This window comes from Denitromonas ohlonensis (assembly GCF_007625205.1).
GTDB lineage: Bacteria > Pseudomonadota > Gammaproteobacteria > Burkholderiales > Rhodocyclaceae > Nitrogeniibacter > Nitrogeniibacter ohlonensis.
The window spans coordinates 105,627-122,060 of the sequence record NZ_VMNI01000010.1 but is presented as its reverse complement, the minus strand read 5'-3'; the positions used below and the strand labels follow the sequence as shown (position 1 = coordinate 122,060).

The following is a 16,434-nucleotide window of genomic DNA, read 5'->3' as shown; positions in this document are numbered from 1 at the left end:
CGTGTAGGGTCCTGGCGCCCGTTCAGGAGATGACGCAGGCGCATCAGGCTGAAGTCTAGCATGCGGCGCACAACGCGCTTTTTAACGGCGACGGGCGCCTTGCGCGCGGACGGGAGGCATCGTCCATGCGCAAGGCGCCCGTCGGGGCAGTACGAATGCTGATCAGTCTGCCTGCTTGCGCAAGAAGGCCGGGATATCGTAAGTGCCCACACCGCTGGCGCTCATCGCCTCGACGGTCGTGCGACGACCGCTGCGAATCACCGCCGGCACATCATTTTCGTGCGCGCCGCTGGACGGGCCGTAAGTGCCCGTGCCCTGCACCACTTGCATCACCGGCTTGCTGGCCGACACGGCCGGGTTGCCCAGGCCGGTGGCGACCACGGTGACGCGGATGCGGTCTTCCATGGCTTCGTCGAAGACGGTGCCGTAGATCACGAAGGCATCTTTGGCGGCGAAGGCGCGCACGGTATTCACGGCTTCCTTCACTTCCGACATCTTCAGCGAGCGGCTGGCGGTCAGGTTGATCAGCACGCCACGGGCGCCGGACAGTTCAACCCCTTCGAGCAGCGGGCTGGCGGCAGCCTGTTCGGCGGCGATGCGCGCGCGGTCGATACCGGCGGCTTCGGCGGAGCCCATCATGGCGCGGCCCATTTCGGCCATCACCGTGCGCACGTCCTGGAAGTCGACGTTCACCAGACCCGGAATATTGATGATTTCGGCAATCCCGCCGACGGCGTTGCGCAGAACGTTGTCGGCTGCGCGGAAGCCATCTTCGAGGCTGGCGTCATCGCCCAGCACTTCCATCAGCTTGTCGTTGAGCACAACGATCAGCGAATCGACATGACTGGACAGCTCTTCGATGCCGCTGTCGGCGACGCGGTCGCGATTCTCGAAGTCGAAGGGTTTGGTCACCACACCCACGGTGAGGATGCCCATTTCCTTGGCCACTTCAGCCACCACCGGCGCAGCGCCGGTGCCAGTGCCACCACCCATGCCGGCAGTGATGAACACCATGTGCGCGCCCTTGATCGCCTCGGCGATCTGCTCACGCGCTTCCTGCGCGGAGCAACGGCCGGCTTCCGGCTTGGCGCCAGCGCCCAGGCCCGACGTACCCAATTGCACTTTCTGGGTCGACAGGTTGCGCTTGAGCGCCTGCGCATCGGTGTTGGCGGTGATGAACTCAACGCCGTGCACGCTCTCGCGGATCATGTGATCGACGGCATTGCCGCCGGCGCCACCGATGCCGACCACCTTGATGATGGTGCCGATCGGTTCCTTTTCAACGATTTCAAACATGTGCCTCGCCTCCTTGAAAAACGGCTTTAACGCCACTTTCTCGTCTGCGCTATCCGGTATCTAGTATTAGTTTGGCATTCTATAACTAAATACCGGGCAGCAACAGACGAACTACAAATTCATACAAAACCCCGCCCGAGGGCGAGCCCTAGAAATTCCGTTCAAACCAACCCTTCATCCGGTCGAACATCTGGCGCAGGTTGCGTGTCTCGCGCGCCTGAATCCCGCGGCGCCGCTGCGCCATGGCCTCGACCATCAATCCCATCGCGGTGGCATAACGCGGCTGACAGACCACATCGGCCAGGCCACCCTTGTATTGCGGCGCGCCGATGCGCACCGGCATATGGAAAATTTCTTCGCCCAACTCGATCATGCCGTCCATCACCGACGCGCCGCCGGTGAGCACGATGCCGGACGAGAGCAGCTCTTCGTAGCCGCTGCGACGCAGTTCCGACTGCACCAGTTCAAACAATTCCGACACTCGCGGCTCGATCACGTCGGCCAGCGCCTGACGCGAGAGCTTGCGGGCGGAGCGATCGCCGACGCCGGGCACTTCGATCATCTCGCTCGGATCGGCCAGCGAACTCATCGCCACGCCGTGGCGGATCTTGATTTCTTCGGCTTCGGCAGTCGGGGTGCGCAAGGCCATGGCGATGTCGTTGGTGATCTGGTCACCCGCCACCGGAATCACTGCCGTGTGGCGGATCGCGCCTTGCGTGAACACCGCCAGATCGGTGGTGCCGCCGCCGATATCGACCAGGCACACGCCCAGGCCTTTTTCGTCTTCAGACAGCGTGGCGTAGCTCGAAGCCAGCGGCTGAAGGATCAGATCCATCACCTCCAGCCCGCAGCGGCGCACACACTTGACCACGTTTTGCGCAGCCGACACGGCGCCGGTGACGATGTGCACCTTCACTTCCAGCTTGACGCCGCTCATGCCGATCGGCTCGCGTACGCCGTCCTGGCCGTCGATGATGAATTCCTGGGTGAGGATGTGCAGGATCTGCTGGTCGGCCGGGATCGGCATGGCGCGCGCCACTTCGATCACCCGCTCCACATCCATCGTGGACACTTCCTTGTCCTTGATGGCCACCATGCCATTCGAGTTGAAGCTCTTGATGTGACTGCCCGCGATGCCGGTGTAGAGATCGCCGATCTTGCAGTCGGCCATCAGCTCAACCTCCTGGATCACCCGCGAGATCGCATCGACGGTGGCCTCGATATTGACCACCACCCCGCGGCGCAAGCCGTTGGAGGGCTGCGTTCCGAGGCCGATCACGTTGAACTGTCCATCCGGGCGCACCTCGGCCACCATGCAGGTGGTCTTGGATGTGCCGATGTCGAGCCCGACGACGAGGTCTTTGTATTCCTTGCTCATTTTTTGCTTTCCACTGACTTCTTGTCGCCCACCGGCAAGAGGGCGAAACCATTCGGATACCGCAAATCCGCCACCGCGACCGTCATCGGCGACTTGGCCAAGGCCTTGGGGTAGGCCTCGACAAAACGCGCCATGCGCTCTTCGACATGCGCTTTTTCACGATCCCGACCCAGCCGGATCACCAGACCATCGTCCAGCGTCAGCTGCCACGCCTCTCGCGCCGACAGGCCCAGTTCGACCAACTCCCGACCCAGCGGCGCGAGCAGCTTGGAGAAGCGTGCATGGCTGGCCAGCACATAACCGGCATAGCCCTCCGGCCCGATGAAGGCCGGCATGTGTGCGTTGCTGGCAGCCACAAAGATCTCGCCCTGGCGATTGACCAGCCGCGTCTCGCCGCTGTCGTTCACCGTCCAGTAGGCCACGGCCTGGTGTTCCTCGAGCCGCACTTCGAGCATGTCGGGCCAGTGGCGACGCACCTGGGCGCGGCGCACCCACGGCAGCTTTTCAAAGGCCTCGCGCACCGACACCAGATCCACCGTGAAGAAATTGCCCTTCACCGCCGAGCGCGCGGCGTACTGCAGTTGTTCAGCCGACACCTGCGCCGGCGGCGTGAGCACCGTCACTTCGCGCAACTGAAAGGCCGGCCGCGCTGCCAGCCAGGTGACCGCCGCGTAGCCGATCATCGCGGTCGCGATCAGCATCAGCGCGTCCGACACCAGATTCAGCACCGCCGGCCGATGCCACACGCCCACGCGCACCCGCCCACCCCGTGCAGCGCGGGTGGCGCTCTTGCGTGCAGCAGGACGAGGGCGGATCTCAGCCAAGGCGTGCTTTCTCCAGAATCGACAGGCACAGGGCGGCAAAGTCATAGCCGGCCACGCGGGCCGACATCGGCACCAGCGAGTGGCCGGTCATGCCCGGCGTGGTGTTCATTTCGAGCAGGTAAGGCTTCCCCTCGGCGGTCAGGATCAGGTCGCCCCGCCCCCAACCCCGGCAAGCCAGCACCTTGGCGGCGCGCAGCATCAGCGCCTGCAGCTCGGCCTCTTGCGCGGCGGGCAAGCCGCTGGGGCAGAAGTACTGGGTGTCGTCGGTGAAGTACTTGTGCTGGTAGTCGTAGTTGCCGTCCGGCGCCACGATGCGCACCACCGGCAGCACTTCGTCGCCCAGGAAGGGGATGGTCAGCTCCTGGCCTTCGATAAATTCCTCGGCGATCACCAGCGTGTCGTAGCGCGCCGCCAGCGCCCAGGCCTCGGCCAACTGACTGGCGTCGGTCACCTTGGTGGCGCCCATGCTCGAGCCTTCATGCACCGGCTTGACGAAGATCGGCAGCCCCAGGTCGGCGGCCACGGCGGCCCAGTCGCTGGTCTCGTCGATGATGTGAAAGCGCGGCGTGGGCAGGCCCGCGGCCAGCCACACCAGCTTGGTGCGCCACTTGTCCATCGACACCGCCGAGGCCATCACGCCACTGCCGGTGTAAGGGATGCCGAGCATCTCGAGCATGCCTTGCACCGTGCCGTCTTCACCGCCCCGGCCGTGCAGCGCCAGGAAGGCGCGGTCGTAGCCTTCATCCTTGAGCACATGCAGATCGGTATCGGCGGGGTCGAAGGCGTGCGCATCCACGCCGGCGCCCTGCAAGGCGGCGAGCACGGCCTTGCCGGACATCAGCGACACCTCGCGCTCGGCGGACGCACCGCCCATCAACACCGCGACTTTTCCGAATCGTGTCTGCATGCTTTCCGTCATTTCGCTCATCGCCTTAGCCTCGCGCCCCGACGAAGCGAAGCCGGCAATTGACCGACCGCCCCGCCTGCTGGCTCGCAGCCGCGCACAATTGTTCAATCGCCGATTCGAGATCCGCCGCCTCGGCCGTTTCATCCAGTTGGAGTTGGGCCGTATTACCATCGAGGCGCACCGCGCCCGTCAGGGTCGACCCTGCGGCCAGCACATGGGGCACGCTCTCGGGCGCAAACAGTTGCGTCACCGCCCGCGCGCCGGCCATCGCCACGGGCACATGCGTCGTCTCGCTGCCGCCGATCAGCCACACCCCGAGTACCATCTCGTCCGAGTGACGCGTGGCACCGGCCCAGGTGCTGTCGAGACCAAACTCGGTCACGTCGCGCTCATGCGCATGGCCGTGTCGATCGACGGTGTGCACCGCCCTCACCTGCGACCACAGCCCGTGCTCACCCACGCTGACATTGGTGCGCAAGGCGCCGCCGACGGAGCCGGGCACGCCGGCCAGCCACGCCAGCGCGCCGTGATGATGTTGCGCGCAGGCGTGCCCGAGCCTTGCGCACAGGGCGCCGGCTTCGACATACACGCCGTCGTCGGTGAATTGGATGCGCTTCAACTTGGCCGTACCGATCACCACGCCTTGCATGCCGCCCTGGCGCACCACCACGCGCGAACCCGTGCCGCTCACCAGCACCGGCTCGTCCAGACGCAGCGCTGCGAGAAAACCGCGCACGTCCTCGGCATCGCTCGGCGTATACACAAACTGCGCCGTGCCGCCAACGCCCCAGGCGCTGCGCTCGGCCATGCCGGCATCACGCAACCAGGTGCCGTGGGCGCTCATGCGCTCTCCTCGCCGGCCAGCTGACCCGGCACCGCGCCGATGGTGCCGGCGCCCATGGTCAGCACCACGTCGCCGTCCTGCACCACGTCGAGTACGGTTTGGCTCATCTCGTCGATCTGTTCGACAAACACCGGCTCGATCCGCCCGGCCACGCGCAACGCGCGCGCCAGCGACCGACCGTCGGCCGCCACCAGCGGCGCCTCGCCGGCCGAATAGACCTCGGCGAGCACCAGCGCATCGACGGTGGACAACACTTTTACGAAATCTTCGAAGCAATCACGCGTCCGGGTATAGCGATGCGGCTGGAAAGCCAGCACCAGACGCCGCCCGGGGAAGGCACCGCGCGCCGCCTCGATGGTGGCGGCCATTTCGACCGGGTGGTGACCATAGTCATCCACCAGCGTGAAACTGCCGCCGGCGGGCAAGGCGATGTCGCCATAGCGCTGGAAGCGCCGTCCCACGCCCTTGAAGTCAGCCAGCGCCTGGATGATCGCCTCGTCTGCCACGCCCACCTCGGTGGCCACCGCGATGGCCGCCAACGCATTGAGGACGTTGTGCGTCCCCGGCATGTTCAGGGTGATCGGCAGACGCGACACCGTGCCGTTGATGCGCAGCACGTCGAACACCATGCGGCCGGCTTCGGCGCGAACATTCTCGGCGCGGATGTTGGCGTTCGGCGAGAAGCCATAGCGCACGATCTGCTTGGACACCAGCGGCATGATCGAGCGCACATGCGGGTCGTCCTCGCACAGCACGGCAACGCCGTAGAAGGGCAGGCGCTGGAGGAAGTCGATGAAGGCCTGCTTGAGCCGCGCGAAGTCGTGGCCGTAGGTATCCATGTGATCGGCGTCGATGTTGGTGACGACCGAAATGACGGGATTGAGCAACAGGAAGGAGGCGTCGGATTCGTCCGCCTCGGCCACCAGAAACTCGCCCTTGCCCAAGCGCGCATTGGCGCCAGCCGCGTTCAGGCGACCGCCGATGACGAAGGTCGGGTCCAGCCCCCCCTCAGCAAGAATCGACGCGGTCAGCGACGTCGTGGTGGTCTTGCCGTGGGTGCCGGCAATCGCCACGCCCTGCTTGAGGCGCATGATCTCGGCGAGCATCTGGGCACGCGGCACCACCGGCACCTGACGCACGCGCGCGGCGCGCACCTCAGGGTTGTCGGCTTTGACGGCGGTGGATACCACCACCACATCGGCATCCGCCGCGTGGGCGGCATCGTGCCCGCGCATGACGCGTGCGCCCATGGCCGTCAGGCGGCGCGTTGCCGCGCTCTCGCCCAGATCCGAACCGCTCACCGCGAAACCCTGGTTCAGCAACACTTCTGCGATACCGCTCATGCCGGCGCCGCCGATGCCCACAAAATGGACGTGTTTGACTTTGTGTTTCATGATCCTTTGGACTCCTTCTCGCCGGCCAGCTCACGGCACACCTGCGCCACCTCGGCCGCCGCATTCGGGCGGGCCAGGGCACGGGCCGCGTTGGCCATGTCACGCAGACGACGGCGATCGAGGCCGCGCAAAATGCCAGCCAGACGATCGGGGCTCAGCTCGCTCTGCGGCAGCAGATAGGCCGCACCGCGATCCGCCAGGAAGCGTGCGTTGCCGGTCTGGTGGTCGTCCACCGCATGCGGCAAGGGCACCAGAATGCTCGCCACGCCTGCCGCCGCGAGTTCGGCCACGGTGAGCGCACCGGCGCGGCAGATCACCACATCGGCCGCGGCATAGGCCGCCGCCATGTCTTCGATAAACGGTCGCAGATCGCCCTCGATCCGCACCGCTGCATAGCTTTCACGCAGCGCGTCGATCTGTGCCGCGCCGGCTTGATGGACCACGACCGGCCGGATCGATTCAGACAGACTGGCCAGCGCCTGCGGCACCGTGTCATTCAGCACCTTGGCGCCCAGACTGCCGCCGATGACCAAAACGCGCAACGGCCCTTCCCGCTCGGCGAAGCGCTCATCCGGCGTCGGCAGCGCGACAATGTCGGCCCGTACCGGATTGCCCAACCAGTGGCTGCCTTTGATCACTTTCGGAAAGCCGGTGACGATGCGATCGGCCACCCGCGCCAGCACGCGATTGGCCAGGCCGGCCACCGAGTTTTGTTCGTGCACCACCAGCGGCCGGCCAATCAACGCCGCCATCATGCCGCCGGGGAAGCTCACATAGCCGCCCATGCCGAGCACCACATCGGGCTTGCTGCTGCGAATCGCGCTGAGTGCCTGCCAGAAACCGCGCAGCAGGTTGAGCGGGAGCAGCAGCTTGGCCATCACACCCTTGCCACGCAGCGCGCCGAAGCGGATCCAGGCGGTTTCGTAGCCGAGCTCGGGAATGATCTTTCCTTCCATCCGGTCGGCATTGCCCAGCCAGACGATGCGCCAGCCCTCGGCGCGCAGCGCCTCGGCCACCGCGATGCCCGGATAGATATGCCCGCCCGTGCCGCCGGCCATGACCATCAGCGTCTTCATGCGCCACCTCCGCGGAGAGCGCACAAGCGATTTTGGCTCCACATCGCGCTTGCGCACGATGCGATGCTCCTTTGATCCCGCCAAATCATGCGCTGCGGTGTCATGCACCACCTCCGCGCATGATTTGGCGGTTTTCCCAATCGATCCGCAACAGGATCGCCAGCGCCAGACAGTTGGCCACGATGCCCGAACCGCCAAAGCTCATGAGTGGCAGGGTCAGGCCCTTGGTGGGCAGCAAGCCCATGTTCACGCCCATGTTGATGAAGGACTGCACGCCGATCCACAGGCCGATGCCTTGCGCTACCAATCCGGCGAAGAACTTCTCGAGATCGATCGCCTGGCGCCCGATCGCAAAGGCGCGATGCACCAGCATGGCGAACAGGGCGATCACCACCAGCACGCCAACCAGGCCAAGCTCTTCAGCGATGATGGCGAGGATGAAGTCGGTGTGCGCTTCGGGCAGGTAGAACAACTTCTCCACGCTCGCGCCAAGGCCGACGCCGAACCATTCGCCACGGCCGAAGGCGATCAGCGCGTGCGAGAGCTGATAGCCCTTGCCGAAGGCGTCCTGGAACGGGTCCATAAAGCCAAAGATGCGGTCGCGCCGATAAGGCGACAGCCAGATCAGCAACATGAAGCCGATCAGCGCCACCACCGCCAGCAGGGCGAAGACACGAACATTGATGCCACCCAGGAACAGGATGCCGAAGGCGATCGCCGTGATGACCACGAAGGCGCCAAAGTCCGGCTCCTTGAGCAGCAAGAAGCCCACCAGCAGCACCACGCCAAGCATGGGCAGGAAGGCGCGTTTGAAGCTGGCCATGTGCGGCAGCTTGCGCACGGTGTAGTCCGCGGCGTACAGCGCAGCGAACAGCTTCATGGCCTCGGAGGGCTGGAAGTTGAGCGGCCCGAGCGGCAGCCAGCGGCTGGCGCCGTTGACCTCCCGGCCAATGCCGGGGATCACCACCAGAATCAACAGCACCACGCCGCCCACGAACAGATGCGGCGACAACTGCTGCCACACCCGCATCGGCAGCTGGAAAGCGACCGCACCGATGATCGCGCCGATCATCAGAAACACGCCGTGGCGCACCAGATAGTAGGTGCTTTGATGGCCGGTATATTTCAGGCCTTCGGCCGTCGCGATGGAGGACGAATAGACCATCACCAGGCCGATCATGAGCAGGCTCACAGCCGACCAGATCAGCATCGGATCGAGCTCGCGCGGGTGGACCTCCCGTGCGCCGAGACGGTGCACCGCACGACGCGCCGCCGGATTCTCGGCTTTGCGACGCGGCAGCAAGGAAGGGAGTGTGAGGCTCAGTTTCATGCAGCCGCCACCCGGGGCAAGGCGCGCACCGCCTCGACAAACACATCGGCGCGATGAACGTAGCTGCGGAACATGTCGAAGCTGGCGCAGGCCGGCGACAGCAGCACCGCGTCGCCCGGCTGCGCCAAGGCATCGGCGCGCAACACCGCACGCGGCAGGTCGGCGGCAAATTCGATCGGCACATGGGTGCCATCGAGTGCGGCGGCAATCTGCGGGCCGTCGCGGCCAATCAAAATGACCGCCCGTGCATGCCGGGTGACCGGCTCACGCAGGGGCGAGAAGTCCTGGCCCTTGCCGTCGCCGCCGGCAATCAGCAGCACCGAGCGCTGCAAACCGGCCAGCGCGGCAATGGTGGCGCCGACGTTGGTGCCTTTGGAGTCGTCGTAATAGGTGACGCCGTCGTCACGCTCGCCGATGCGCTCGACCCGGTGCGGCAGGCCGCGAAAGCTGCGCAAGCCCTCGAGCAGGCGCTCGGTCGACAGGCCGATCGCCTCGCACAGCGCCAGCGCGGCCAGCGCGTTGGCGGCATTGTGCAGGCCGGCCAGGGGCAGCGCGTCGATGGCGATCAGCGATTCATCACCGCGAACCAGATGGCCGTCGCGGATGCCGTAGTCAGTCACACGATGCGGCTTGTCGAGCCCGAAGGTCGCGCTGGCGGCATCACCAAGCATCGAGGCGACCCGCGCGTCATCGCGATTGGCCACGGCCACCCGCGCACCGGCAAAGATGCGCGCCTTGGTGGCGGCGTAGTCGGCCAGCGAATCGTAGCGGTCCAGGTGATCGTCGCTGATATTGAGCACCACGGCCGCATCGGCACGCAGCTCAGACACGGTCTCAAGCTGGAAACTGGACAGCTCCAGCACCCAGCAGTCGGGCAGCGGCTGGCCAGCATTGAGTCGGTCGAGCAGCACCGCGAGCGTGGCCGGGCTGATGTTGCCGGCTTCCACCGCATCCGCCCCGGCCGCACGACACAAGGCGGCCGTCAGCGCCGTGGTGGTGGTCTTGCCGTTCGTACCGGTAATGGCGATCAGGCGGCAGCGATCACGCTCACCGAGCGCGGTCAGCGCATCCACAAACACCTGAATTTCGCCGGTGACCGGGATGCCGCGCTCACGCGCAGCAGCGATCACCGGCTGGCGCGGATCGAGGCCCGGGCTGATCGCCAGCACATCGACACCCACGAGCAGATCGAGATCGAACGCACCTGCGGTCAGCGACACGCCGGGCAGCGCGGCGCACAAGGCCTCGGCACCGGGCGGATTGGCACGGCTGTCGGCCACGCGCACCGATGCCCCCTCTCGCGCCAACCAGCGCGCGAGGGCCAGGCCGGATTCACCCAGCCCGAGCACCAATACGTGTTTGCCTTGCCACATGCCCATGTTTTCCTCAGCGCAGTTTCAGCGTGGACAACCCGAACAGCACCAGCATGATGGTGATGATCCAGAAGCGAACCACCACCTGCGTTTCCTTCCAGCCGCCCAGTTCATAGTGGTGATGCAGCGGCGCCATGCGGAAGATGCGCTTGCCGCCGCTGAGCTTGAAATAGATGACCTGCAACATCACCGACAGGGTCTCGGCCACAAACAGGCCACCCATGATGAAGAGCACGATTTCCTGACGCACCACCACGGCCACGGTGCCCAGCGCGGCGCCCAGCGCCAGCGCGCCGACGTCGCCCATGAACACTTCCGCCGGGTAGGCGTTGAACCACAGAAAGCCGAGGCCGGCGCCGGCGATGGCGCCGCAAAACACCGCCAGCTCGCCAGCCCCCGCGATATAGGGCACGCCGAGATACTTAGAGAAGCCGGCGTGACCTGCCACGTAGGCGAAGATCGCCAGCGCACCGGCGACCATCACCGTCGGCATGATCGCCAAGCCGTCGAGGCCGTCGGTGAGGTTCACCGAGTGACTGGTGCCGGTAATCACGAAATAACTCAGCAGCACGAAGCCGCCGAAGCCCAGCGGGTAGGCCACATCCTTGAAGAAGGGCACGATCAGCGTGGTCTGCGCGGGGTCGGTGGCGGTCAGGCCGAGCACCAGCGCGCCGGCCAGTGCAATCACCGAGGTCCACAAATACTTCCAGCGGCTGGCCAGCCCTTTCGGGTCGCGATGCACCACCTTGCGCCAGTCATCCACCCAGCCCACGGCGCCAAAGCCGAGCGTGACCAGCAGCGTCACCCACACATAGTGGTTGCGCAGATCGCCCCACAGCAGTGTCGTGAACCCGATCGCGATGAGGATCAGCGCGCCGCCCATGGTCGGCGTGCCGGCCTTGGTGAGGTGGGATTTGGGGCCGTCGTCGCGCACCGCCTGACCAATTTTCTTGGCGGCCAGCCAGCGAATCACCGCCGGGCCAAAGATGAAGGAGATGGCCAGCGCCGTCAGTGCCGCCAGCACCGCGCGCAGCGTGATGTAGCCGAACACATTGAAGGTCCGGACGTCCTGGCCGAGCCACAGGGCGAATTCAAGCAGCATGCGTTCCCTCCCCGGCCTCGATCGTGCCGTTCGCGACCGCGTTGGCCACGCGTTCCATGCGCATGAAGCGCGAGCCCTTCACCAGCACCACCGTGTTCTCATCCATCAGTTTTTTCAGCGCAGCGACCAGGTCGTCGATGCGCTCGAAATGTTCGCCGCCGGCACCAAAGTTGCGCGCCGCCACGACGCTGGCCTGACCGAGCGCCAGCAGGTAATCAATGCCTTGGCTCTTGGCGTAGCCGCCGACCTCGTCGTGCATTTGTGCGCTGGTCTCTCCCAGCTCACCCATGTCGCCCAGCACCAGCACCTTGCGGCCCGGCGTGGCGGCCAGCACGTCGATGGCGACGCGGGCCGAATCCGGGTTGGCGTTGTAGGTGTCGTCCAGCACGGTTGCGCCGTTCAGGCCGGCGCGCTGGGTGAGGCGCCCGCGCGTGCCCTGGTAGGCCGACAAGCCGGCCACCACATCGGCCAGACTCGCCCCGGCGGCCATGCAGGCCGCCGCCGCTGCGCAGGCGTTGCGGGCGTTGTGCAAGCCCGGCACCTGCAAGGGGAAACTCGCCGCCTCGCTACCAACGTGCAAGGTCATGCGCACGCCCAGACCATGCAGCACGCAGTCGGCGCGCACATCGGCCGACGCGCCGAGGCCAAAAGTGAGCGTCTGGCGATCGGCGTTGACGCCACGCCAGTAGTCGGCGAACGCGTCATCGGCGTTGATCACGGCGACACCGCCATCGACCAGTCCGCTGTAGATTGCGCCCTTCTCCTGCGCCACACCGTCCAGATCACCCAAGCCCGCCAGATGCGCGCGCAACGCATTGCTGACCAAGGCCACCGTCGGCGCAGCCAGACCGGTGAGGTAGGCGATCTCGCCGGGGTGGTTCATGCCCATTTCGATGATCGCGATGCGATGCTCGGCACGCAGACGCAGCAGTGTCAGCGGCAGGCCGATATCGTTGTTGTAGTTGCCGGCCGTGGCCAACACGGCTAGCGCCGGATCGCCGCCCTCGCGTTCGACGCGCGCGGCGGCAATGGCGGCGCACATTTCCTTGACCGTGGTCTTGCCGTTGCTGCCGGTCACACCGATCAGCGGCAAGTCGAACTGCCGGCGCCACCAGGCCGCCAGAGCGCCCAGCCCCAGTCGGGTGTCGTCCACCACCAGCCAGGGCATGTCGTCGCTTGGCGCATGCGCATCGGCATAGGCGCGATCGACCATCGCGGCGGCCGCGCCAGCCTGTCGGGCGGCATCAATAAAGTCGTGCCCGTCAAAGCGCTCGCCGCGCAAGGCCACGAACAGGCAGCCGGCGGTGAGCGCCCGCGAATCGGTGAGCACCGCATCAAATGTCGCGGCGCCGGTGGCTTGTGCGCCGATCGCGCGAGCCGATGTCTGCAAATCAATCATGTGTGCGCTCCGTGGCCACTGCCCCATTGCGCCAGGGCAGCGCGACCGTGTTCCACATCGGAAAACGGATGGCGTACGCCCTGAATTTCCTGATACGGCTCATGCCCTTTGCCCGCGATCACCAAGACATCATCAGCGCTCGCCGCAGCCACAGCCGCCTGAATCGCACGCGCGCGATCCGCCATGCGATGCATGTTGGCGCCTGCCGTGAGGGCGACCTGATCCAGAATCTGCTCCGGGTCTTCACTGCGCGGGTTGTCGCTGGTAAGCCACACCACATCCGCGATGCCCGCGGCCACGGCGCCCATCAGGGGGCGCTTGCCAGCATCCCGATCACCGCCGCATCCGAACAGGCAGAACAAACGACCTTTGCGGGCCTGCGCGGTCTTGCGCGCGGCCACCAGCACTTTCTCAAGCGCGTCGGGGGTGTGTGCGTAGTCCACCAGCAACAGCGGTTCGCCGATGCCGCCCAGCATCTGCATCCGTCCGGCGGGCGGGCTGAGGCGCGAACAAGCCTGAACCGCGCCTTCCAGCGACACACCGCGCGCAAGCAGCGCACCCATCACGGCCAGCAAATTGGAGACGTTGAAGTCAGCCACCAAGGGCACATTCACCGGCTCACGGCGTCCCTGCCAGCTTGCCACAAAGCGCACGCCGGCGGCCGTGGTGCTCAGCGACTCGGCGACCAGCGCGCGGCCGACCGGTGCCAGCGCGGCGTTCTCAGCCATCAAGGTGTAACCGATCACCGAGGCGCCCTTGGCCACCTGTCGCTTGATCAGCTCGACCCCGAACGCATCGTCGAGATTGATGATCGCGTGATCGATATCCAGGCGAAACAAGTCTGCCTTGGCCTCACCGTAGGCTTGCATGTCGCCGTGGTAGTCGAGGTGGTCGCGGGTCAGATTGGTGAATATCGCCACATCGAAGCGCACACCGGCAACCCGGCCCTGATGCAAGCCAATCGAAGACACTTCCATCGCCACGGCCCGCGCACCTTCGCCGCGCAGCCAGGCCAGCGTGCGATGCACGGCCACCGCCTCGGGCGTGGTGTGCAGGCCTTCCATCAACTGGTCCGGGAAGCCGCTGCCCAGGGTGCCGATCACACCGCAGGGCTCGCCGCGCAGCGCCATCGCCCGTGCCAGCCACTGGCTGACCGTGGTCTTGCCATTGGTACCGGTCACCCCGGCCACCCACAGCTTGGCCGACGGCGAATCAAACACGGCATCGGCCAGATAGCCGGCAATGCCGCGCAAGCCGGTCGCCGGCAGCATCGGCACGCCGGCAGCAGGCGGCGAAAAGCCATCGGCAGTGTCATAGATAACCGCCGCCGCACCGCGGGCAAGGGCCTGGCCGATATAGTCGCGGCCGTCGCTGCGCAAGCCGGGATGGGCGAGAAACACATCGCCCGGTGCCACCGCACGCGAGTCCACACTCAGACCACGCACGCTCACGCCGGCCACGCGCAGCGCGTCGAGGAGGCGAAGGGCTTCTGCCTGGCTCACATGCGCCCCTGAGCAGCGAGTTCTTCTTTGCTGCGCGCGACCTGCATCGGCGTGATCGGCGCATCGGGCGGCACCGACAAGGCACGCAAGGCGCCCGCCATGACATTCGAAAAGATCGGGCCCGCCACCTGGCCGCCGTAATACTGCTTGCCGGTCGGTTCGTCGATCATCACCGCCACCACCAGGCGCGGGTCACTCACCGGCGCCAGACCCACAAAGGAGGCGATGTACTTGCTGGTGTATTTTGCCCCTTCCAGTTTGTGAGAGGTCCCCGTCTTGCCGGCCACGCGATAGCCCGGCACCCGGCCGTGAATCGCCGTACCGCCTTCCTGGGTCACCATCTCCATCATGGCGCGGGTCTCGCGCGCCGTCTGCGCCGAGAACACGCGACGGCCGGTCAGTTGCGGCACCTCGCTACGGGTCAGCGTCACCGGGATCACATCGCCATCGCGTGCAAACGCCAGATAAGTGCGCGCCAATTGCATCAAACTGGAGGAGACCCCATAGCCATAGGCCATGGTGGCCTGCTCGATGGGGCGCCAGGTGCTGGCGGGGCGCAGCCGCCCGGAGGCCTCGCCCGGAAAGCCCAGTTGCAGCGACGATCCCAGACCCAGGTCGTCATAGACCTGCCACATCTCGTCGGGCTTGAAGGTCATTGCCATGCGCACGACGCCGACGTTCGACGACTTCTGGATGACCTCGGCGACCGTCAGCCGGCCATGCGGCTTGGTGTCCGAGATTGTTGAATTGGCCAGCGCCATGCGGCCATTGCCGGTGTCGATGACGGTATCGAACCGGAACTTGCCGCTTTCGAGCGCCATCGCCGCGATGATCGGCTTGAGCACCGAGCCCGGCTCAAAGGTGTCGGTGACCGCCCGGTTGCGCAACTGCGCACCGCTGAGCGACTCCCGGTTGTTGGGGTTGTAGGTCGGCGCGTTCACCATCGCCAGCACCTCGCCGCTGCGCGAATCGAGCACCACCACACTGCCCGCCTTGGCGCGATGCGTTTCCATCGCGTGCTGCAAGGCGGTGTAGGCCAGGTACTGAATCTTGGCATCGATGGACAGGGCAATGTCCTGCCCCTCCTGCGGCGTGCGGATCGACTCCACATCCTCGACGATCTGCCCGCGGCGGTCCTTGATCACGCGACGCGAGCCCGGCTTGCCATTGAGCTGGCCGTCGTAGGCCAGTTCGACCCCTTCCTGTCCGTGATCATCCACCCCGGTAAAACCGAGCAGATGCGACATCACCTCGGCGCCCGGGTAGTAGCGCCGATACTCGCGCTGATCATGAATGCCGGCAAGCTTCATGTTCGCCACTTGCTCGGCCACCTCGGGCGGCACCTGGCGCTTGAGATACACAAAATCGCTGTCGCGCGCCAGACGGTGGTTCAGGTCGCGCACATCCATGTCGAGCAGACTGGCCAGCTTGCGCACCTCGGCCGGCGTCGGCTTGGCGTCACCCGGAATCGCCCAGATCGATTTGACCGGCGTGCTCGCCGCCAGCACCGTGCCGTGGCGATCGGTGATCTTGCCGCGGGTCGCCGGGATCTCGATCACCCGCGCATAGCGCGACTCGCCCTTGGCCTGCAAAAACTCATCATTCACGCCCTGCAAGTAGGCGGCCCGCGCCACCAGCGCGAAGGAGCCACACAGCAGGGCCAACAAAACGACACGGGGCCGCCAGACAGGCAGCCCTTTTGCGAGAAGCGGATTATGGTTGAAAGTGACGCTTCGCTTTTTCATGGCGAGCCCTCCACCAGCAGCATCTGCGCTGCCACGGGCGCTTGCATTCGCAAGCGCTGGCGGGCGATTTTTTCGATGCGCACATGCGCCGCCCAGGTACTTTGTTCCAGCTGAAGCTGCCCCCACTCCACTTCGAGTTGGCGCATGCGCGACTGATCGCGCTCCAGTTCGGTGTGCAGCTTGCGTGCCTGATGCTGCGAAGCCACCACCCCCAGTGCGCTGGCCACCACCACCACCACGAGCAATACATCGATACGCAGCATG

14 protein-coding genes are annotated in these 16,434 nt (G+C 65.8%); all 14 read right to left on the bottom strand.

Annotation, left to right across the window (positions count from 1 at the left end; translation table 11 throughout):
• Positions 1-162 precede the first annotated feature (162 nt).
• Positions 163-1,296, bottom strand: a complete 1,134-nt coding sequence (ftsZ, locus tag FHP89_RS11505) for a cell division protein FtsZ (protein ID WP_144178096.1) — start codon at positions 1,294-1,296, stop codon at positions 163-165.
• A 148-nt stretch (positions 1,297-1,444) separates the two neighbouring features.
• Positions 1,445-2,674: a cell division protein FtsA gene (ftsA, locus tag FHP89_RS11500; RefSeq protein WP_144178094.1), complete on the bottom strand. Its 1,230-nt coding sequence runs from the start codon at positions 2,672-2,674 to the stop codon at positions 1,445-1,447.
• Positions 2,671-3,498, bottom strand: coding sequence for a cell division protein FtsQ/DivIB (locus tag FHP89_RS11495; protein ID WP_144178092.1), 828 nt, complete (start codon positions 3,496-3,498; stop codon positions 2,671-2,673). The genes ftsA and FHP89_RS11495 overlap by 4 nt, the downstream gene beginning before the upstream one ends.
• Positions 3,491-4,405 (bottom strand): D-alanine--D-alanine ligase, encoded by a 915-nt coding sequence (locus FHP89_RS11490; protein WP_144178090.1) that lies wholly within the window; start codon positions 4,403-4,405, stop codon positions 3,491-3,493. The genes FHP89_RS11495 and FHP89_RS11490 overlap by 8 nt, the downstream gene beginning before the upstream one ends.
• A gap of 25 nt (positions 4,406-4,430) precedes the next feature.
• The gene (locus FHP89_RS11485; protein WP_144178088.1) at positions 4,431-5,249 is read right to left on the bottom strand and encodes an FAD-binding protein; all 819 of its coding nucleotides are present in this window, start codon (positions 5,247-5,249) and stop codon (positions 4,431-4,433) included.
• A complete protein-coding gene (gene murC, locus FHP89_RS11480; protein WP_144178086.1) occupies positions 5,246-6,643 on the bottom strand; it encodes a UDP-N-acetylmuramate--L-alanine ligase in 1,398 nt (465 codons plus the stop codon). Before murC ends, FHP89_RS11485 begins: the two co-directional genes overlap by 4 nt.
• Entirely contained in the window at positions 6,640-7,719 is a 1,080-nt protein-coding gene (murG, locus tag FHP89_RS11475; protein ID WP_144178084.1) for an undecaprenyldiphospho-muramoylpentapeptide beta-N-acetylglucosaminyltransferase, read from the bottom strand. The genes murC and murG overlap by 4 nt, the downstream gene beginning before the upstream one ends.
• A 100-nt stretch (positions 7,720-7,819) precedes the next feature.
• Entirely contained in the window at positions 7,820-9,049 is a 1,230-nt protein-coding gene (ftsW, locus tag FHP89_RS11470) for a putative lipid II flippase FtsW (protein WP_144178082.1), read from the bottom strand.
• On the bottom strand, positions 9,046-10,428 hold the full coding sequence (murD, locus tag FHP89_RS11465) for a UDP-N-acetylmuramoyl-L-alanine--D-glutamate ligase (RefSeq protein ID WP_144178080.1): 1,383 nt from the start codon (positions 10,426-10,428) through the stop codon (positions 9,046-9,048). The genes ftsW and murD overlap by 4 nt, the downstream gene beginning before the upstream one ends.
• 7 nt (positions 10,429-10,435) lie before the next feature.
• On the bottom strand, positions 10,436-11,524 hold the full coding sequence (mraY, locus tag FHP89_RS11460; protein ID WP_144178078.1) for a phospho-N-acetylmuramoyl-pentapeptide-transferase: 1,089 nt from the start codon (positions 11,522-11,524) through the stop codon (positions 10,436-10,438).
• On the bottom strand, positions 11,514-12,923 hold the full coding sequence (locus FHP89_RS11455) for a UDP-N-acetylmuramoyl-tripeptide--D-alanyl-D-alanine ligase (protein WP_144178069.1): 1,410 nt from the start codon (positions 12,921-12,923) through the stop codon (positions 11,514-11,516). The genes mraY and FHP89_RS11455 overlap by 11 nt, the downstream gene beginning before the upstream one ends.
• A complete protein-coding gene (locus FHP89_RS11450; RefSeq protein ID WP_144178061.1) occupies positions 12,920-14,425 on the bottom strand; it encodes a UDP-N-acetylmuramoyl-L-alanyl-D-glutamate--2,6-diaminopimelate ligase in 1,506 nt (501 codons plus the stop codon). Before FHP89_RS11450 ends, FHP89_RS11455 begins: the two co-directional genes overlap by 4 nt.
• Positions 14,422-16,170 carry a peptidoglycan D,D-transpeptidase FtsI family protein gene (locus tag FHP89_RS11445; protein WP_144178059.1) on the bottom strand — a complete coding sequence of 583 codons (1,749 nt, stop codon included), beginning with the start codon at positions 16,168-16,170 and terminating at the stop codon, positions 14,422-14,424. The genes FHP89_RS11450 and FHP89_RS11445 overlap by 4 nt, the downstream gene beginning before the upstream one ends.
• On the bottom strand, positions 16,167-16,433 hold the full coding sequence (ftsL, locus tag FHP89_RS11440) for a cell division protein FtsL (RefSeq protein ID WP_144178057.1): 267 nt from the start codon (positions 16,431-16,433) through the stop codon (positions 16,167-16,169). The genes FHP89_RS11445 and ftsL overlap by 4 nt, the downstream gene beginning before the upstream one ends.
• Between the last annotated feature and the right edge of the window lies 1 nt (position 16,434).